Annotated in this window: 18 protein-coding genes; 8 read left to right on the plus strand and 10 right to left on the minus strand. The window is 73.7% G+C overall.

The genetic code is table 11. The features are described from left to right. Window positions 1-38: 38 nt before the first annotated feature. From AB0M92_RS04490 to AB0M92_RS04500, 3 genes are all read right to left on the minus strand, one after another. Entirely contained in the window at window positions 39-533 is a 495-nt protein-coding gene (locus AB0M92_RS04490; RefSeq protein WP_366100593.1) for a peptidylprolyl isomerase, read from the minus strand. Between the two features lie 56 nt (window positions 534-589). Next, complete coding sequence (locus AB0M92_RS04495; protein ID WP_366100594.1) at window positions 590-3,013, minus strand: PQQ-binding-like beta-propeller repeat protein; 2,424 nt, start codon at window positions 3,011-3,013, stop codon at window positions 590-592. A 191-nt stretch (window positions 3,014-3,204) separates the two neighbouring features. After that, window positions 3,205-4,005, minus strand: coding sequence for a VOC family protein (locus tag AB0M92_RS04500; RefSeq protein ID WP_366100595.1), 801 nt, complete (start codon window positions 4,003-4,005; stop codon window positions 3,205-3,207). A gap of 316 nt (window positions 4,006-4,321) precedes the next feature. Here AB0M92_RS04500 and AB0M92_RS04505 point away from each other — a divergent pair, with 316 nt between their 5' ends. Then, window positions 4,322-4,969, plus strand: a complete 648-nt coding sequence (locus AB0M92_RS04505) for a TetR family transcriptional regulator (protein ID WP_053790587.1) — start codon at window positions 4,322-4,324, stop codon at window positions 4,967-4,969. A gap of 147 nt (window positions 4,970-5,116) precedes the next feature. Here the strand turns inward: AB0M92_RS04505 and AB0M92_RS04510 are convergent, their stop codons facing one another. Next, window positions 5,117-5,590 (minus strand): nitroreductase family deazaflavin-dependent oxidoreductase, encoded by a 474-nt coding sequence (locus AB0M92_RS04510; protein WP_366100805.1) that lies wholly within the window; start codon window positions 5,588-5,590, stop codon window positions 5,117-5,119. Between the two features lie 5 nt (window positions 5,591-5,595). Beyond that, window positions 5,596-6,795 carry an acyl-CoA dehydrogenase family protein gene (locus AB0M92_RS04515; protein ID WP_366100596.1) on the minus strand — a complete coding sequence of 400 codons (1,200 nt, stop codon included), beginning with the start codon at window positions 6,793-6,795 and terminating at the stop codon, window positions 5,596-5,598. A gap of 170 nt (window positions 6,796-6,965) precedes the next feature. Here AB0M92_RS04515 and AB0M92_RS04520 point away from each other — a divergent pair, with 170 nt between their 5' ends. From AB0M92_RS04520 to AB0M92_RS04530, 3 genes are all read left to right on the plus strand, one after another. Then, window positions 6,966-8,156, plus strand: coding sequence for an acetyl-CoA acetyltransferase (locus AB0M92_RS04520; RefSeq protein ID WP_366100597.1), 1,191 nt, complete (start codon window positions 6,966-6,968; stop codon window positions 8,154-8,156). Between the two features lie 291 nt (window positions 8,157-8,447). Beyond that, a complete protein-coding gene (locus AB0M92_RS04525; RefSeq protein ID WP_366100598.1) occupies window positions 8,448-9,068 on the plus strand; it encodes a hypothetical protein in 621 nt (206 codons plus the stop codon). Between the two features lie 104 nt (window positions 9,069-9,172). Further along, the gene (locus AB0M92_RS04530) at window positions 9,173-9,847 is read left to right on the plus strand and encodes a pyridoxal 5'-phosphate synthase (protein ID WP_366100599.1); all 675 of its coding nucleotides are present in this window, start codon (window positions 9,173-9,175) and stop codon (window positions 9,845-9,847) included. 27 nt (window positions 9,848-9,874) lie between these two features. Here AB0M92_RS04530 and AB0M92_RS04535 read toward each other — a convergent pair whose 3' ends face one another. The 3 genes from AB0M92_RS04535 to AB0M92_RS04545 form a co-directional block, all read right to left on the minus strand. Continuing rightward, window positions 9,875-10,726 (minus strand): hypothetical protein, encoded by an 852-nt coding sequence (locus AB0M92_RS04535; protein ID WP_366100600.1) that lies wholly within the window; start codon window positions 10,724-10,726, stop codon window positions 9,875-9,877. 165 nt (window positions 10,727-10,891) lie between these two features. After that, window positions 10,892-11,311, minus strand: a complete 420-nt coding sequence (locus tag AB0M92_RS04540; RefSeq protein ID WP_366100601.1) for a Zn-ribbon domain-containing OB-fold protein — start codon at window positions 11,309-11,311, stop codon at window positions 10,892-10,894. Then, window positions 11,308-11,760 (minus strand): DoxX family membrane protein, encoded by a 453-nt coding sequence (locus AB0M92_RS04545; RefSeq protein WP_366100602.1) that lies wholly within the window; start codon window positions 11,758-11,760, stop codon window positions 11,308-11,310. The genes AB0M92_RS04540 and AB0M92_RS04545 overlap by 4 nt, the downstream gene beginning before the upstream one ends. 212 nt (window positions 11,761-11,972) lie before the next feature. Between AB0M92_RS04545 and AB0M92_RS04550 the strand changes: the two genes are divergently transcribed. The 3 genes from AB0M92_RS04550 (at window position 11,973) to AB0M92_RS04560 (ending at window position 16,527) form a co-directional block, all read left to right on the plus strand. Next, a complete protein-coding gene (locus AB0M92_RS04550; protein ID WP_366100603.1) occupies window positions 11,973-13,211 on the plus strand; it encodes an NAD(P)/FAD-dependent oxidoreductase in 1,239 nt (412 codons plus the stop codon). 221 nt (window positions 13,212-13,432) lie between these two features. Further along, entirely contained in the window at window positions 13,433-15,667 is a 2,235-nt protein-coding gene (locus tag AB0M92_RS04555) for an acetate--CoA ligase family protein (protein ID WP_366100604.1), read from the plus strand. Window positions 15,668-15,723: 56 nt separating this feature from the next. Next, window positions 15,724-16,527, plus strand: coding sequence for an enoyl-CoA hydratase-related protein (locus AB0M92_RS04560; RefSeq protein ID WP_366100605.1), 804 nt, complete (start codon window positions 15,724-15,726; stop codon window positions 16,525-16,527). A 9-nt stretch (window positions 16,528-16,536) separates the two neighbouring features. On the opposite strand, the gene AB0M92_RS04565 is transcribed toward AB0M92_RS04560, so the two are convergent. Next, window positions 16,537-17,328, minus strand: a complete 792-nt coding sequence (locus AB0M92_RS04565) for a VOC family protein (protein WP_366100606.1) — start codon at window positions 17,326-17,328, stop codon at window positions 16,537-16,539. Between the two features lie 148 nt (window positions 17,329-17,476). Next, window positions 17,477-18,376, minus strand: a complete 900-nt coding sequence (locus AB0M92_RS04570; RefSeq protein WP_366100608.1) for a hypothetical protein — start codon at window positions 18,374-18,376, stop codon at window positions 17,477-17,479. Window positions 18,377-18,515: 139 nt separating this feature from the next. On the opposite strand from AB0M92_RS04570, the gene AB0M92_RS04575 reads away from it, so the two are divergent. Beyond that, on the plus strand, window positions 18,516-19,142 hold the full coding sequence (locus AB0M92_RS04575) for a flavin reductase family protein (protein ID WP_366100806.1): 627 nt from the start codon (window positions 18,516-18,518) through the stop codon (window positions 19,140-19,142). Window positions 19,143-19,180: the final 38 nt, after the last annotated feature.

Genomic DNA, 19,180 nt, shown 5'->3' on the forward strand with positions numbered 1-19,180 from the left:
TGCGGGTGGTGCGGGTGGTGCGGGTGGTGCGGGGTGGATCAGGCCTCGACGACGCCCGAAGCGGCGATCTCGATCTTGCCGCGGGTGGCGCCCGAGGAGGTGCCGAGCTTCTCGATGGCGTCGACGAGCTCGGAGCCCGAGACGACCTCGCCGAAGACGACGTGCTTGCCGTCCAGCCACGGGGTGACGACGGTGGTGATGAAGAACTGCGAGCCGTTGGTGTTGCGGCCGGCGTTCGCCATCGACAGCAGGTACGGACGGTCGTGCTTCAGCTGGAAGTTCTCGTCGGCGAACTTCTCGCCGTAGATGCTCTTGCCGCCGGTGCCGTTCTGGTTGGTGAAGTCGCCACCCTGGAGCATGAACTGCGGGATGACGCGGTGGAACGGCGAGCCCGCGTAGCCGAAGCCGTGCTGACCGGTGGCCAGCTCGCGGAAGTTCTTCGCGGTCTGCGGGACGACGTCGTCGAAGAGGTTGAAGACGATGCGGCCGGCGGGCTTGCCGTCGATGTTGATGTCGAAGTAAACGTTGCTCATGGGGTCCATCCTGTCACTCCCGGTGCCGCACGCGACTCGGAGGGGCCCGATAACCCTCACCCGGCCGTACGCGTGCCCGTGCCCTTGGCCGCGTCCAGCGCGTAGACGCAGCGGTCCTTGCTGCATGCGTAGACCACCCCCGCCTCGGCCACCGGGGCGCCCGTGATCTCCCCGCCCGTGGCCAGCTTCCAGCGCAGCTGGCCGCCCGCCGCGTCCAGGGTGTACAGGCAGTGGTCGGCCGAGCCGAAGTGCACCCGGCCGTCCGCGACCGCCGGCGGGCCGGTGATCTCACCGCCCGCGGCGAAGCGCCACTTCGGGGTGCCGGTGACCGCGTCGAGCGTGTACAGCGCGCTGCCCGCGCCCAGGTGGACGTTGCCGTTCGCCACCATCACCGGGTCCGAGGACGGCCGCGGCTCGGTGGCGATGCGCCAGCGGTCCTTGCCGGTGGCCGCGTCGAGGGCGTACACGGTGCCCAGGTAGTCGGCGAGGTAGACCCCGCCGCCCGTGACCGCCGCGCCCGGCGCGAAGGCCGGGGCCGCCAGGAAGACCGCCGGGGCCTCGAAGTGCCAGCGGACCCGGCCCGAGGCCCGGTCGACGGACAGGACGCGGGTGCCGGCGGCGATGTAGACGTTGCCGTCCGGGGCCGGGGTGACCCGTACGGGGACGTTGCCGCAGGAGGCCGCGTCGCCGACCGGGTACGACCAGGACTCGCGGCCGCTGCGCGCGTCGAGCGCGCGCAGCCGCGCGTCCTGCCACACGTACACCGTGCCGTCGTGCAGGACCGGGGCCGCCTCCGGGGTCTCGAAGTCGCTCTGGGCGCCGGTCAGCTCCCACAGCATCTGCCCGTTGGAGGCCTCCCGGCCCTGTACGCCGCCGCCGCGCGTGGCGGTGACCACGGTGCCCCGGTCGGCGCGCAGGGCGTACACCCAGGCATCGGTGTTCAGCCGCCAGCGCTCGGAGCCGTCGCCGGCGTCGAGCGCGTAGAGGGAGGGGCCGTCGGAGGCGTGGATGCGGCCGTCCGAGACGGCCATGGACCAGGCGACGTCACGGGTCTTGAACTGGCGGCGGCCACTGGCCACGTCCAGCGCGTGCACCTCGAAGGAGGTCACGTACAGCAGGTCTCCGGCGACGGTCGGCGTGCCCCAGACCTCGTTCGACATGCGGAAGCGCCAGGGGCGCCAGCGGCCGCTGTCGGGGCCCGCGGCGGGCGAGGGCACCACGGCCGAAGCGGACGAGGCGGCCGGGGCGGCCGGGGCGTGGGCGGCGGCCGAGCCGCCCGGCGGGCGGACCCAGCCGGTCGCCGAGTCGGCGGCTGCCGCGTGCGCGGCGGGCGCCGCCACGGCGGCGCGCGGACCGGGCCCGATCGGCACCGGCGAGCCGCCGAGCCGCACCGGCTCGCCGGACGGCGCCGGGGAGGCCGACCGCGGCGGGTGCTGCGGGCGCTGGGGCATGGCCTGGCCGGTCCGCGGGTCGACCCACGGGTCGCCGCCGCCGGGGCCGCCGCTCGGCTCCCTGCGGTGCGTGGCGGCGTCGGAGCCGCGCCCCGGGCCTCGGCCGGGCGCCGGGACCGGTGCGGCGGCCGTGCGCTGCCCGGCGCGCCGGGCCTCGATCATGGCCACGGCCCGGCCGGGCAGCCACGCCGAGGCGGTGCCGCTGTCGTCGCCGCCGTCGAAGAGGTGCGGGGCGAGCTGCGCTTGCAGGTCGGCGGGGGTCGGGCGCTGCGTCGCGTCCATCTGCATGCAGGAGTCGATCAGCGGCCGCAGCTCGTCCGGGAGCCCCTCCAGGTTGGGCTCGTCGCGCAGCAGCATGAACACCGTCTCCACCGGGTTGGCCCCGTGGTACGGCGGATGCCCGGTCGCGGCGAAGACGAGCGTGGAGCCCAGCGAGAACACGTCGCTGGCGCCCTTGACGCTGCGCGAGTCCTTCGCCTGCTCGGGCGACATGTAGGCGGGCGTGCCGACGGCGACGTTCGTCATGGTCAGGCGGGTGTTGGAGACGCCGCTCGCGATGCCGAAGTCGATCACGCGCGGGCCGTCCTCGACGACGAGCACGTTGGACGGTTTCAGGTCGCGGTGGACGAGGCCCGCCCCGTGGATGGACTGCAGGGCCTCGGCGATCCCGGCGGCGAGCCACCGTACGGCCTGGGCGGGCATCGGCCCGCACTCGTTGACGATCTCCTCCAGGGAGGGCGCCGGGACGTACGCGGTCGCCAGCCAGGGCACGGCGGCCCGCGGGTCGGCGTCGACCACGGCCGCGGTGTAGAAGCCGGACACGGCGCGCGCCGCCTCCACCTCACGGGTGAAGCGCACCCGGAAGAGCTGGTCCTCGGCGAGCTCGGTCCGCACCGTCTTGATCGCCACCCGGCGTCCGGATGCCGACCGTGCGAGATAGACCAGCCCCATGCCGCCGGCGCCGAGCCGTCCCAGCACCTCGAAGGGGCCGATCCGTCTCGGGTCGTGCTGCGTCAGCTGCTCCACCACTCGCCTCACAATCCCCGTACGGGCCCTCGCCGGGCCCGTTCCCACCTGCACGCGCGCCGGCACGGCGGTCGGCCCCGTGCAGCGTCTCATCCCGGGCGCCGCCCGGGGTCGCGCAACCCGATTCTGTCAGGCCCGCGCGAGGGGCGCGTCGTCACAGTGCGGGCCCGGCGTGGACATCCTCCGGGCGTCCCTCACCCGAGCGGACCCGTACGGGGCTCCGAGAGGAGGGCGAACACCGCGCCCTGGTTGTCGGCGACGACCGCGATCCGCCCGTGCGGGGTGTCGAAGGGGTCGGCGGTGACGCGGCCGCCGAGCCGCTTCACCGTCGCGACGGATTCGTCGACGTCCGGGACGGCGAAGTACACGAGGAAGTGCGCCGGCATGATCTCCGGGAACGCGTCGGTGATCAGGCTGCGCCCCAGCACCGCGGTCTCGGCCCCGGGCCGGCTGCCGGGCGGGGACCACAGGCGGTACTCGACGCCGCTGCCGGCGTCGTCCTGGTCCTCGGGGACGTAGCCGAAGACGTTGGCGTAGAAGACGTCGACGGCGTCGCGGGCTCGCGTGTAGACCTCGCTCCAGCAGTACGTGTACGGCTCCTGCTGGGCCTCGAAGCCGTGGTGGGTGCCGGGCTGCCACAGGCCGAAGACGGCCCCGCCGGGGTCGGCGGCCAGCGCGGCGCCGCCGTACGGGCCCACCGGCTGGGGGTCCATGACCATCTGGCCGCCGGAGGCGCGGATGCGCGAGGCGCACGCGTAGGCGTCCACGGTGTAGAGGTAGATCCCCCATACGGTGGGCATGCGGCCGTCGGGTTTGGGGGCGAGGGCGGCGACGTTGCGGCCGCGGCTGTACGCCTGCGTGTAGCCGCCGTACGCGGGACCGGCGCCGGCGGAGAAGGTCCACCCGAAGAGCTCACCGTAGAAGCGCTTGCCGGCCTCGACGTCCGGCAGCGAGGCGTCCACCCAGCAGGGTGTTCCCTCCGCGAATGCGGCCATGGCCCGGTTCCTTCCGTTGTGCCCCGCTATATCCCGCTGTGTCCCTCAGCCATGATCTGCCCGAAAACTTGTCCACAGCCTGTTGATAAGACTAATCGGGGGATTTCGAGCGGAAGCGGGCGGGGTGGGCCGGGCCCCGGGCACCCGTATTTCGCACCGGATCTGTGCGGAATACGCCCGGAATCGGCACGTCCGCCACCCGGAAACGGCCATGCGCGGCGGCCCGGGGGGCGGTCTTCACCCAGGCCAGGCGTCACGTAACCCCATTTGCAGGCGGCCGAATCGCGCCCGGATCACCCCTCGGTAAGCTGACGGCATGACAGGACAAGTACGCACCGTCGACGGCCGCGTTGCCGGCCGGCGCGGTCAGGCGACGCGGCAGAAGCTGCTCGACTGCCTCAGCGAGATGCTCAGCTCCTCGCCGTACCGCGACGTCAAGGTGATCGACGTCGCCCGCAAGGCCGGCACCTCCCCCGCGACCTTCTACCAGTACTTCCCGGACGTCGAGGGCGCCGTCCTGGAGATCGCCGAGCAAATGGCCACGGAGGGCGCGCAGTTGACGGCGCTCGTCGAGGGCCGCAACTGGGTCGGCAAGGCCGGCTGGCAGGCCGCCGAGGAACTCGTCGAGGGATTCCTCGACTTCTGGCGGCGCAACGACGCGATCCTGCGGGTCGTCGACCTCGGCGCGGCCGAGGGAGACAAGCGCTTCTACAAGATCCGCATGAAGATCTTGAACTCCGTCACCAACTCCCTCACGGAGTCGATGAAGGAGCTCCAGGCCAAGGGCAAGGTCGACAAGGACCTCAGCCCGGCGGCGATGGCGGGCTCGCTGGTCGCGATGCTGGCCGCGGTCGCCTCGCACCAGAAGGGCTTCCAGACCTGGGGCGTCAAGCAGGCCGAGCTCAAGCCGAACCTGGCGCTGCTCGTCCACCTGGGCATCACCGGGAAGAAGCCGACCAAGTAGCGGCGGACCCTCCCGGGGTCCGCCGCCCTCCCCCTGCCGCAGTCCCCCGCCCCGCCCCTGCCCGCACCCACCCGTCCCGCGCTCCACCCCTCCCGCGCGCCCTTTCCGCGCGCCCCTTCCCCCTCCCGCGCCGGCCGCCCGCCGCGATCAGCGACGCTCCAGGCGGAACAGCCGGATCTCGCGCTCGATGCGCGCCTGGTACGTCGCGTACGGCGGCCAGAACCTCAGCACGGCCTGCCACGCCGCCGCGCGTTCCGCGCCCTCCAGCAGCCGGGCCCGTACGGCGATGTCCTCGCCTTTCCAACTCACGTCCGCTTCAGGATGCTTGAGCAGGTTGGCGGTCCACGCCGGGTGCCCGGGGCGGCCGAAGTTGGAGCCGATCAGGAGCCAGCTGACGCCCCCCTCCTCCGGCATGCAGGCGAGCGGCGTGGTGCGCGGCTCGCCCGTCTTGGCGCCCTTGGCGGTCAGGATCACGCCGGGGAGCATCCGGGCGCTCAGCATGACCTTGCCGCGGGTCAGCCTGTGCACCGCCTTGTCCATGGCGGGGATGAAGTGCGGTGCGATCTTGGCGAACAGCATGGTCGAGGAGACCTTCTGCATCAGCTTGACGCCGGCTGCCATTGCCATCAGACGGCCACCTTCTCTTGTGGGGTGGTGAACAGGCCCGCGCGGTGTGCGGCGTGCGCCCGCAGCCGGTGGACGGGGCCGAACAGGAGCTCGTCGGCCGCGGCCCGCTTGAAGTAGAGGTGCGCGTCGTGCTCCCAGGTGAAGCCGATGCCGCCGTGCAGCTGGATCGCCTCGCCGGCCGTGATCCGCAGGGCTTCGAGGGCCTGGGCGAGGGCGAGGCCGCCCTGCCGCGGGTCCCAGGCGGCGTAGTAGGCCGCGGAGCGGGCCGCCTGGACCTGGACGTAGAGGTCGGCGAGCCGGTGTTTGACGGCCTGGAAGGACCCGATGGGCCGGCCGAACTGCTCGCGCCGGCACACGTACTCCACCGTCCGGGCCAGCGCCGCGCCGGCCGCGCCGACCGCCTCGGCGGCGAGGACGGCGGCCGCGGTGCGCCCGGTGGCGGCGAGCGCGGCGAGGACGGCTTCGTCGGTGGCGTTGTCGGCTTCGGCTCCCAGCAGTTCGGCCGGGGTGTCGCGGAGTTGGATCCGGGCCTGCGGCCGGGTCTCGTCCAAGGTGGCCTGACGCGCCCGGACCAGCCCGGGCGCGTCCTCCCGCACGAGGAACAGCAGGGTCCGGCTGCGGGCGAACCCGCCGGTGTGCGCGGCGACCAGCAGGAGGGAGGCGCTGTGCCCGTCGAGCACCTGGGCGGCCTCCCCGTACAGCCGCCAGCCGCCGTCCTGCCCGGGCCGGGCCTGCACCCCGCCCGCCCGGCCCCCGCCGGCCCACTCCCCGGGGGTGTTCTCGCCGGTCAGCGCGAGGGCGGTGGAGAGCGCCGGGCCGGGAACGGCGAGGGCCGCGGTGAGCCCGCCGGCGGCGAGCGGCGGGAGCAGGGCGGAGCGCTGGGCGGCGGTGCCGAGGGCGGTGATCAGCGGTACGGCGAGCACGGCAGTGGCCAGCAGCGGCGAGGGCAGCAGCGCCCGCCCGGTCTCCTCGCAGGCCAGCGCCAGGTCGGCGGGGGTGCAGCCGACGCCCCCGTACTCCTCGGCGACGGCCGTGCCGGGGAGGCCGAGCTGGAGCGCGAGCTGCTGCCAGAGCTCGCGGTCGTGTCCGGCCGCGGTGCGGACGGCGGTCTTGACCTCGTCCGGGCCACAGCGTTTGCCCAGGATCTCGCGCAGGGTGCGGCGCATCTCGTCCTGCTCCGCGGTGAAGGCGGCATCCATCGTCTGGCTCCTCCTGGGGGCACCTCCCGGCGGTGACCGGGAGGGTATCTGACGGGCCGTCATGTTAGGGCGGCCGGCGGCAGATGCACAGGGGGCGGGACCCGGGGCGTCGGCAGGACCGTGCGGCGCGGACTAGAAACTGACAGTACGTCAGATGTACGTTCTGGTGCATGCCTGGACCCACGACTGAACCTCGCAACGGACGCCGCCGGGTCGCCGTCGTCGGCGTCGCCCTCTCCGACTGCGGCCGGGTGGACGGCCCCACCCCCTACGCCCTGCACGCGCAGGCCGCCCGCCGCGCCCTGGCCGACTCCGGCCTGGACCGCTCGGTCATCGACGGCTTCGCCTCGGCCGGCCTCGGCACCCTCGCGCCGGTGGAGGTGGCCGAGTACCTCGGGCTGCGCCCCACCTGGGTCGACTCCACCTCGGTGGGCGGCTCGACCTGGGAGGTCATGGCGGCGCACGCGGCGGACGCGATAGCGGCGGGGCACGCGAACGCCGTGCTGCTCGTCTACGGATCCACGGCCCGCGCCGACATCAAGGCCCGGCGGCGCACCTCGAACCTCTCGTTCGGGGCGCGGGGGCCGTTGCAGTTCGAAGTGCCGTACGGGCACACGCTCGTCTCGAAGTACGCGATGGCCGCGCGCCGCCACATGCACGAGTACGGAACGACGGCGGAGCAGCTCGCCTCGGTGGCGGTCCAGGCCCGGGCGAACGCGGCGACCAACCCGGACGCGATGTTCCGCGACCCGATCACGGTCGACGAGGTCCTGTCCGGCGAGATGATCGCGGACCCCTTCACGAAACTGCACTGCTGCATCCGTTCGGACGGCGGCTGCGCGGTGCTGCTGGCAGCGGAGGACCACGTGCCGGACACGGCGAAGGATCCGGTCTGGATCCTGGGCTCGGGCACCTCGGTCTCGCACACCACGATGTCGCAGTGGGAGGACTTCACCGTCTCCCCGGCGGCGGTCTCGGGCCGCATCGCGTTCGAGCGGGCGGGGCTGACCCCGGCGGACGTCGACATCGCGCAGATCTACGACGCCTTCACGTACATGACCCTGGTCACCCTGGAGGACCTCGGCTTCTGCGCGAAGGGCGAGGGCGGGGCCTTCGTGGAGAAGGGCCGCCTGCTGCGCGACGGCGAACTCCCGGTCAACACCGACGGCGGCGGCCTCTCCGCCTGCCACCCGGGCATGCGGGGCCTGTTCCTGCTGGTCGAGGCGGTCCGCCAACTGCGCGGCGAGGCGGGCCCGGGCCGCCAGGTCACCAAGCGGGGCGGCCGGCTCCCGGAGGTGGCCGTGGCCTCGGGGACGGGCGGCTGGTTCTGCTCGTCGGGGACGGTGATCCTCGGGAGGTGATCCCGGGGAGGTGTTCAGGGGCGTTCGGGGCGGCTTCGCGGCGCTGCCGGACGGCTGCGGGCCGGTGTTCCCAGGGCGGCCGGGCTCCCGGTCGACAGGTCAGCGGGGGCGGGGGAGGATGGAACGGACGGACTCCTTCCGGGGCCGATCGGGACGTGCGCGTGGAGCGCACCCGCTCCCGCGCACTGTGCGGGCATCGTGGGCACGAGTCCGTACGCCCACCGTGTGCCCCGATCCGCAGTGTCGGCCTCGTGCATTCCTCGACCCTCCCACCACAGGTGAGGAACGACGATGAACCGACGAACCCGCATCACCCTGTTCACCCCCCTGATGGCCTGTTCGCTCGCCCTCGGCGCGACCGCCACGGGATGGGCCGCCACAACCCCGCAGACCGCCCCGGCCGCCGCCCCCGCCGCCCCCGCCCCCAAGCCCGAGTGCTTCGTCGAAGCGAAAGCCGGCGACGCGACGAAGGCGATCGTCAGCGGCGAGGGCTGGGACAAGGCCAAGGGCAAGGTCTTCCTCGACCAGACCGACGGCGCCGGCTCCGGCTCCGCCACCGTGGGCGACGACGGCAAGTTCACGTCCGGCGACGTACCGGCCGGAAAGTACAGCGCCTTCCAGAACACTGACGGTGGCGGCAAGGCCGTCTGCCTGGGCGGCGCGGCGGCCCAGGACGCCGTCAACCAGAAGCTGATCACGAAGGAACGCCAGCGCGGAGCCACGGAGGGCTTCACGGACGGCAAGGCGCTGGCCCAGGCCGGCAACTGCGACGCCGAACCGAAGCCGCCGGCGAACCAGAACTTCCAGGGCCTGGTCCCCGACTCCGAGGGCAAGAAGCTGGCCAAGGAAGCCCACGACGCCGCCTACAACAGCGCCTTCAGCGCAGCGCTCACGCGGTACTGCACCGACTAGCCACAGGTCCCCGGCCATCCGGCCCTCACCCCTGCGCGGACCCCGCGGTGAACACCGCCGGGTCCGCGTCGGCCGTCCGGCCGGGATGGTGTTCGATGGGCGGCATGACCGCCGAGACGAGCAGCGACGCATTCCGCACGACCCTGCACTCCCTGCGGGTGTGGGACGGCCCGCTGCCGGACTTCGATCCGGAGCGCGCACCGGCCGAGCCGCTGCCCCTCTTCCACGAGTGGTTCGTGCGGGCCGCCGCTGCCGGGCAGCCCGAGCCGCACACGATGAGCCTGGCCACCGTGGACGCCGAGGGGCGGCCCGACGTCCGCACCCTGATGCTGCACGACGCCGACGGGCGCGGCTGGCACTTCGCCTCGCACGCCACCAGCGCCAAGGGCCGCCAGCTCGCCGGACACCCGGACGCCGCGCTCGGCTTCTACTGGCCGGCGGTCGCCCGCCAGATCCGGATCCGCGGCCGGGTCGCCGCCTGCGGCCCCGAGGAGAGCCGGGCGGACCTGGCGGTCCGCTCGCGGGGCGCCCTCGCGGCCGCGCTGACCGGCCGCCAGAGCGAGGTGCTCGACAGCCTGGACGAGCTGCGCCGCGTCTCCGGGGCCGCCTGGGAGCGGGCCGGCGCGGAGCCGGAAGCACCGGCCCCGACCTGGACCCGGTACGTACTGGCCGCCGAGGAGGTCGAGTTCTTCCAGGGCGACGCCTCCCGTCGCCACGTCCGCCTGCACTACCGCCGCGCACCCGGCGGGCTCTGGACCCGCACCCTCCTGTGGCCGTGAGGCGGCCGTGGACGGCCCTGGGCCCGGTCAGTTCCGGGCGTACGAACCGAGGCCGATCAGGCAGTACACGTACTGGTTGATCGGGGTCCCGTTGAGCGTGTAGCTGTAGGAAAAGGCGTACTCGGTGCGCGAGTTGGCATCGCAGCTGTGCAGGTCCGAGGTGAACCCGAAGCGCTGGATGACCTTGTAGTGCGCGTCCGACGCCGAACAGGAGACCTCGTCCACGTCCTCGACGCGCTGCGCGGTCGTCGAGTCCGGCAGCTGCCCGTTGAGGCAGGTGCCGGCGTCGAAGGGGCTCGGCGCCGGTGCCGCCGCGGTGGCGGCGGCGGAGGGGTACGGATCGCTCCCGGAGCCGCTGCCCGTGCTCGTGCCCGTGCCCGTACCTGCGCTCGTGCTCGTGCCCGACGTGTACGAGGGCAGCGGCGTGGGCGACCAGGAGCTGTACGTCGGGGTGGGCGAGGAGGAGGCGGTGCCCTTGTCGTCGTCGCCTCCGTTCAGCGCGACGGCGGCGATGATCACGGTCGCGACGGCGGCGAGCACCGCCAGACAGCCGGCCGTACTGCCCGACTTGGGCGGGCGCTGCCCGGACACGGCGGGCGTGGCGGCGGTCGGCGGCCCGGGTACTCCCGCGCCCGCGCCCTGCTGCGTCGGGGCGGTCCGCCCGGCGTCCGGCGCCGCTGCGGCCGCCCCCTGCGCCGGCGCGACCCGCAGGCGCACCATTAACTCGGAGCCGCCGACCCGGACCCGTACGAGTTGGCCGTCGCGGCAGCCGGAGGGGATCCGCAACCGCGTGACCCCGCCGGGCAGTGACACCGGCAGGATCACGCCGTGGGCGGCCTGCTCGGGGGTGATCGTGAGGGGGATCTCCTGCGAGGACACCGGTTGCTCCAAGGGGTGAGGCGGTACGGACCTTTCTGGCGACACCCCAGGTTCGCCGGATCCTGCACGGGGAGGCAGCCGTTCCGCCGGACCGGTGCGTGCCTGTGACACACGCCGCGCTCGACTGCGGCTCCGTACGCCGGCCGGTCTCTCGCGTCGGGAGCCCTACCGGTGGTCGGGGCGGAAGACGGGCACGACGGCCGCGCCGGGACCGCCCTCACGGAACGCGACCCTCAGCGGCATGCCGATCCGCAGGTCCGCCGCCCCGCACTCCACGACCTCCGTCATCATCCGCGGGCCCTCCGCCAGGTCCACGACCGCGGCCGCGTACGGCACCCGCTCACCGAAGGGCGGCAGGTCGTTGCGGTGGATGACCGACCAGGTGTAGAGCGTGGCGCGGCCGCTCGCGGGCTCCCAGACCACCCGCTCCTCGCCGGCCCAGCAGTACGGGCAGAACTCCCGCGGGTAGTGGTGGGCCCTGCCGCAGTCCGCGCAGCGGCGCAGCAGGAGCCGGCCCTCGGCGGCCGCGTCCCAGTAGGGGCGGGTGAAGTCGTCGATCTCGGGCAGGTCGTGGCGCGTGGTCACAGGAAGAGTCCGATCGCCGCGTCGAGGGACCACGTCTGCCAGGCCATCGCGAAGAGCGCGACGAGCGAGATGAGGGCCATCATCGCGTTCTGCCCCTGCTCGGCCCAGTCGTGGATCATCAGCACCAGGTACAGCAGGTTCAGGAGGAGCCCGCCGACGAGTGCGACCGGCGTCAGGAAGCCCAGCACCAGGCCGAGCCCGAGGGCGAGTTCCGCGTAGACCACGACGTACGCCATCAGCCGCGGGCGCGGCCGCACCACCTTCTCGAAGCCACCCTTCACGAAGGGCCAGCGGTGCTTGCCCGCGACATCGGCGGCCCAGGCGATGCCCGTGCCGCGTTCGAACCAGCCCTTCTTGTCCTTGTGCCGCCAACTCTCCAGCCACCACAGGCCGAGCCCTATCCGGAGCACGGCGAGCCACTCGGCCCCACTGAGCCAGATGGTCTGCATCGGCCCCCCCTTCCCTATCTGACGGTATGTCAGTTCACCGGATACGCGCCGATCCCGCAAGGCCCCGGGCGGGAACCCAGCCCTCCGGCCCCGGGCCCCGCCCCGCCGCCGCGCTCCCGCCCCCGCCCGCGACCGCGCCCGTGATCGATCCGCAATCGATTCCCCGCTCGTCCGAGACCCATCAACGCTGTGTGTCGATACGCTCACACCTCATGCCCGCAGTCCCCGAAACCCCCGACATGTCCACCCAGCCCCGCCCGGTCTACGTGATCGGCGCCGGTCCCGGCGGCCTCGCCGCGGCCGCCGCGCTGCGCGCCCGCGGGGTGCGCGCGGTGGTCGTCGAGAAGTCCGACGCCGTCGGCACCTCCTGGCGGGGGCACTACGACCGGCTCCACCTGCACACCACGCGCCGGCTCTCCGCCCTCCCCGGGCTGGCCATGCCGCGCCGCTTCGGGCGGTGGGTGTCGCGGGACAACGTGGTGCGGTACCTGGAGAAGTACGCCGAGTTCCACGCGCTGGAGCTCGTCACCGGCGTCGAGGTGACCCGGATCGACCCCGCCCCCGGCGGGGACGGCTGGCTGCTGCACGCCAGCGGCGGGCGGGTGCTCGACGCCCGGGCCGTCGTCGTCGCCACCGGCTTCAACCACACGCCCGCGCTCCCCGACTGGCCGGGCCGGGACACGTACACCGGGCAGCTGCTGCACGCCCGCGAGTACCGCAACGCCGTGCCGTACGAGGGCCGGGACGTGCTCGTCGTCGGCACCGGCAACACGGGCGCCGAGATAGCCGTCGACCTCGTCGAGGGCGGGGCCGCGCGGGTACGGCTCGCCGTGCGCACCGCCCCGCACATCGTGCGCCGCTCCACCGCGGGCTGGCCCGCGCAGCGCACCGGGATCCTGGTGCGGCGGCTGCCGGTACGGCTCGTGGACCGGGTCGGCGCGCTGGTCGCCAAGGTGTCCGTACCCGATCTGACGGCGCACGGACTCCCCCGCCCCGCCACCGGCCTGTACAGCAGGGTCAAGGAGGGTGCGATCCCGGTCCAGGACGTCGGCCTCATCGACGCGGTCCGCGCGGGGCGGGTGGAACCGGTCGCGGCCGTGGCCTCCTTCGAGGGCGCGGAGGTGGTGCTCGCCGACGGCTCCCGCATCACCCCGGACGCGGTGGTGGCGGCCACCGGATACCGCCGCGGCCTGGAGGGCCTGGTCGGGCACCTGGACGTGCTCGACGGGCGCGGCCGCCCCCGTACGCACGGAACGCGCACCCCCGCTCAGGCCCCCGGCCTGTACTTCACCGGCTTCTCCAACCCCATCAGCGGCATGTTCCGCGAGATGGCCCTGGACGCCGAGAAGATCGCCAAGGCCGTGGCCCGCCGCGTGGGCCCGCGAACCGGCCTCCCGCCGGCCGCCCCCCTCCCGGACACGGGCCTGCGTCCGGTCGACCCCCTCGCCTGAGGCGCGGGCCGCCCGGCACCCACCCGGCCCGGCCCAGCCCGGCGGACCCCCGCCGGGCTCGGCCGAATCGCGCCCTGGACCGGCCCCGGTGGGATCTGTCACCGTTCCACACACCACCTCCACCAGCTTTCCTGCGCAGCACTGTTCCTGACGGCACGTCAGTTCAGTAATCTGACTACGCGTCAGTTATTGAGGTTCATCGAGCAGGAGCGGGCGGAACGATGCTTGGATCTACTCACGGCACCCTCACCACCGACTTCCGCGCACGTGTCGAGGCCTGCGGGGAGACCCCCAGGACGGCCGTCCACTCCGCGGCGGCCCCGACCGCCGCGGACGCGGTCGCGGTGGACGTCAGCGGACGGCCCCTGCACGCCGACGTCCCCGACCTGGACCGGTTCTTCCGGCCCGAGTCGGTGGCCGTCATCGGCGCCTCCGACGCCGACGGCAGACCGAACACCGGCATCACCCGCCAGCTCATCGCCTGGGCGGAGCGCGTCGGTGCCCGGATCCACCCCGTGCACCCCACCCGCCCCACCGTCTTCGGGCTGGCCTGCCACGCGTCGGTGGCCGACCTGCCCGAGCAGGTGGACCTCGCCGTCCTGCTCGTCGGTGATCCGCTGCCGGTGATCGAGGAACTGGCCGAGGCCAAGGTGAAGTTCGCCGTCGCCTTCGCCTCCGGTTTCGCCGAGACCGGCGACGCGGGCGCCGCCGCCCAGGAGCGGCTCGCGGCGGCCGTCCGCCGCTCGGGCCTGCGCCTCCTCGGCCCCAACACCAACCTCAACGCCTTCCAGGAGTTCCGCGAGGACCTCGACGGCCCGGCGATCGCACTGATCACCCAGTCCGGCCACCAGGGCCGGCCCGTCTACACCCTCCAGGAGCTGGGCATCCGGCTCTCCCACTGGGCTCCGACGGGCAACGAGGCCGACCTGGAGACCTCCGACTTCATCTCCTACTTCGCCGAGCGGCCCGAGGTGGGCGCCATCGCCTGCTACGTGGAGGGCCTCAAGGACGGCCGCCGGTTCCTGCTGGCCGCCGACCGCGCGGCCCGGGGCGGCGTCCCCGTCGTCGCCGTCAAGGTCGGCCGCACCGAGACCGGCGCCCGCATGGCCGCCTCCCACACCGGGAAGCTGACCGGCGCCGACACCGTCGTGGACGCCGCGATGCGCCAGTTCGGCGTCATACGGGTCGACGGGCTGGACGAGCTCCAGGACACCGCCGCGCTGCTCGCCCGGGCCCGCAAGCCGCTGGCCGACGGGGTCGTCGTGTACTCCATCTCCGGTGGCACCGGCGCCCACTTCTCCGACCTGGCGACCGAGGCGGGGCTGAACCTGCCCACCCTCTCCCGGGCCAGGCAGGACGAACTCCACCAGTGGATCCCGGAGTACCTGAACGTCGCCAACCCCGTCGACAACGGCGGCCACCCGGTCGGCGACTGGCGCGGCCGCAAGATCATCGACGCGATCCTCGCCGATCCGGCGGTGGGCGTCCTGATCTGCCCGATCACCGGGCCGTTCCCCCCGATGAGCGACAAGCTGGCCCAGGACCTGGTCGACGCGGCGGAGCGGACGGACAAGCTGATCTGCGTGGTCTGGGGCTCGCCGGTCGGGACCGAGGAGGCCTACCGCACCACCCTGCTCGGCTCCTCCCGGGTGGCCACGTTCCGTACGTTCGGCAACTGCATCACCGCCGTACGCGCCTACCTCGGCCACCACCGCTTCACGGCCGGGTACCGCTCCCCCTTCGAGGACGCGCCGCGGACCCCGTCCCCCTCGTACCGCAAGGCACAGGCGCTCATGCGGCCGGGCCAGCAGCTCAGCGAGCACGCGGCGAAGCAGCTGCTGCGGGCGTACGGGATACGGGTGCCCCGCGAGCAGCTCGTGACCAGCGCGGCGGCGGCGGTACGGGCCGCGGGGCTGGTGGGCTACCCGGTGGTGATGAAGGCCTCGGGCCCGCAGCTCGCGCACAAGACGGAGCTGGGCCTGGTCAAGATCGGCCTGACCTCGGCGAGCCAGATCCGCGACGCCTACCGGGAGCTGACGGACATCGCCCGCTACGAGAACGTCCCGCTGGACGGCGTCCTCGTCTGCCAGATGGTGGAGCGGGGGGTCGAAATGGTCGTGGGCGTCACACAGGACGAGCTCTTCGGCCCGACCGTGACGGTGGGCCTGGGCGGGGTGCTGGTGGAGGTCCTGCACGACGCGGCGGTGCGCGTCCCGCCGTTCGGCGAGGACCAGGCGCGGGCGATGCTGACGGAGCTGCGGGGGCACGCCCTGCTGGAGGGCGTACGGGGAGCCCCGCCGGCGGACGTGGACGCGCTGGTGGAGGTGGTGCTCCGGGTCCAGCGGATGGCGCTCGAACTGGGCGGCGTCCTCTCGGAACTGGACATCAACCCCCTGATGGTCCTCCCCCGCGGCCAGGGCGCGGTGGCCCTGGACGCACTGGCCATCTGCCGCTGATCCGCAGTCGCGCGGGGCCGCCTCAACCGCCCCTACCCCGAACGGGAGTTCACCCCATGACCAGCGCCCCCGCCGAAGAAGTGCTGCACCGCGTCGAGAGCGGCGTCTCGTGGATCACCCTCAACCGGCCGGAGGTCATGAACGCCGTCACCCGGGACCAGCGCGAGCGCGTCATCGCGCTGCTCGCCGACGCCTCCGCCGACCCCGGCGTGCGGGCCGTCGTCCTCACCGCCACCGGCAAGGGCTTCTGCGCGGGCGCGGATCTGCGCGGCGCCCCCGCCACACCGGGCGAGCGCGTCGCGGGCGACGTCGCCCGCGTGATCCGGCTCGGAGCGCAGCGCCTGATCGGCGCCGTGCTCGACTGCGAGAAGCCGGTCCTCGCCGCCGTCAACGGCACGGCCGCCGGCATCGGCGCCCACCTCGCCCTCGCCTGCGACCTCGTCATCGCCGCCGAATCGGCCCGCTTCATCGAGGTGTTCGTCCGCCGCGGCCTGGTCCCCGACGGCGGCGGCGCGTACCTGCTCCCGCGCCTGGTCGGCCCGCAGAAGGCCAAGGAGCTGATGTTCTTCGGCGACGCCGTCCCGGCGGCCGAGGCCGAGCGCCTCGGCCTCGTCAACCGGGTCGTCCCCGACCCGGAGCTGGAGGCCACCGCCCGCTCATGGGCCGAACGCCTCGCGCAGGGCCCGACCCGCGCCCTCGCCCTGACCAAGCAGCTGGTCAACGCATCCCTGGACGGTGGCCGGGCGGCCGCACTGGCCGCCGAGGCCACCGCTCAGGAGATCAACATGACCACCGCCGACGCGAACGAGGGCGTGGCCGCCTTCGTGGAGCGCCGCTCACCCAAGTACCTCGGCCGCTGACCGGGCGCCTCACGTCATCGGGTTCGGCTTCAGCAGCGCGAACACGGCTCCGGACGGGTCCGCCACCCACGCGATCCGGCCGACGTCCGGCACGTCCGCGGCCGGCATGAGCACCGTTGCGCCGTTCCCGCTCGCCGCCGACACCGTCGCGTCGACGTCCCCGACGTTGAAGTACGGAACCCAGCGCGGCTTCTCGACGCCCCCGCCCGCTCCGTCGCCCATCGGCGCGATCCCGCCGAACGAGGTCTGCTGCTGGTCGCCGTCCTTCAGGCTCACCACGCGGTACGTCATCCCGGGCGTCTCCATCTCCTGGCTGCGCCAGCCGAAGACGCCGTTGTAGAAGGTGACGGCCGCGGCCGGGTCCGGTACGTGCAGCTCCGCCCACACCAGGGTGTTCTCGTCGGAGGCCTTGCCCAGCCCGGCGGTCTTCCCGGGCTGCCACAGCGCGAACTCGGCGCCCTGCGGGTCGGTGACCTGCGCGAGCCAGCCCTCGCCCATCACGTCCATCGGCTCCATCCGGATCTTCCCGCCGCCGGACCGGACGTCCGAGACCGTGGCCTGGATGTCGTCGGCCTGGAAGTGCATCATCCAGGCGGAAGTCGCCCCTTCCTCGGTGAGCGGGCCGAGGGCGGCGACCGTCTTGCCGTCCACCTGGAAGAACCCGTACCCGCCGGCGTCCGGGCCCAGGTCGGTGAAGGTCCAGCCGAAGACGGAGCCGTAGAACCCCACGGCGCCGGTGGTGTCGGGGCTGCCGAGGTCGAGCCAGACGGGCGATCCGAGGCGGAAGTCGGTGCCGAGCATGGGAGTCCTCCTGGAGGCGGTGGATCGGGATCGGGCCGGGGGCCACGATGCCCACCTCCCGCGGGACTGTCCTCCGTACGGGTCCCGGCGGGGCACTGGATTCACCCGTACGGGCGAACGGCCCGCCCCGCCCCGGCCCGCCCCGCGGCTACCGGCGGTGCACGGTGATGGCGTGCCGGGGGTGGAGGTCCTGCGCATCGCCGAGCACGGAGAACAGTTCGGGCCGTTCGGCCGTGCCGGCCACCTCCCAGTCGCGCATCGGGCCACAGCCGTCGATCGAGAGCGCGACCCGGTCCCGCGGGCCGCGGTGGAAGAGGCCACCGGACTCGCGCCGCGGCTCGAACTTCCACCACCCGGTCCCCGAGCAGGTGTCCCACGACCCGCTCGGCGCGACCAGCGGCATTCCCCCGGCCACCGCCTCGCCGTTCTCTCCCAGCCGCAGGGTGTAGGCGCCCCCGCCGCCGATCCAGTCCCCGGCGTACTGCCCCCGCGCCAGCCGGGGCGGCTCGTACGCGCCGAAGGCGGTCCGCTCCTGGAGGAACGCGCCGAACGCGCAGACGAGCAGGGCGATCCCGGTGGCGGCGCCGACCCGGGCCGTCGTCGCGGTCCACCCCAGCGACCGGTGGCGCGCGTACGAGGCTGCGACCACCGGGAGCACCCCGGGCCCCGCGATCCACAGCAGCGTCCACCCGTACGGCAGGTCCCAGCCCTCGGCGGCCAGCCCGGCGTAGGCCGCGGCGAGCGCGGCGGCGCCGGGCGCCGCCCACCACGCGGCGCCCAGCCCCCGGGCCAGTGCCATCACCGGCAGGGTGAACAGCGCCCGGTGCAGGCACGCGGCCAAGGCCACCACGAGAAGCATCAGCGGAACCGCGGCGAAGGCGCCGGGGTCGAAACCGAGGCCGTGGTCGTCGCGCATGCCGGAGGTGGCGAGGAAGACCGCCCCCGCCACGACGAACTGGGCGATGAAGGCCGGCTCCGACCCGGTCGACAGCCGCTTCCGGGTCCCGGCCCGCGCGTCAGGCCCCTCGTACACCTCTGGCATCGCCATGACCCCCACCCCCGCAGTAATTGAACATGTTCAATCGATGGCGACGATACACCTTCCCCATTTCCGAGTCACCCGCCCGCACCCCTTCCCATCTGACGGACCGTCAGCTTCAATCGTTGACGTGATGGGACACGCAGGGATGGCGGCCACCGTCGTCCGATACCTCAGGTCAGTCGGCTCCCCCACCTCCGCCCCGTCGGAGCAGGACCCGGACGCCGGACGCGTCGACGCGCTGCCGCGTCCCGATCTGCGGGCCGTCGGCGAGGACGAGCGGGCCCCCGTCAGCCCCGCCGAGTTCCGGACCGTACTAGGGAACTTCGCCAGCGGGGTCACGGTCATCACCTCCCCGGCCGGGGAGGGGGAGGACGGCCCGGCCGGGTTCGCCTGCCAGTCCTTCGCCTCGCTGTCGCTCGACCCGCCGCTGGTCACGTTCATGGTGGCCCGCACCTCGACCACCTGGCCCCGGATCGCCCGCGCCGGGGTGTTCTGCGTCAACATCCTCGGCTCCGAGCAGGGCGAGCTGTGCCGGGCCTTCGCCGTCAGCGGGGCCGACAAGTTCGCGGGGGTCACGCACACCCCGGCCCCCGTGACCGGATCACCGCAGCTCGACGCCGTGCCCGCCTGGATCGACTGCCGCGTCCACGCCGTGCACACCGGTGGGGACCACTTGATCGTGGTCGGCCGGGTCGAGGCCATGGGCGCGGCCGGCGAGGACGGCCCGCTCCTGTTCCACAAGGGCCGCTTCGGCCGCCTCGCCGCCGAATAGCCCCGCGTGCGGTGCGAAGACTTAGGTCTTCGCACCGC

The organism is Streptomyces sp. NPDC051582 (genome assembly GCF_040681715.1).
In the GTDB taxonomy this organism is placed as follows: Bacteria; Actinomycetota; Actinomycetes; order Streptomycetales; family Streptomycetaceae; genus Streptomyces.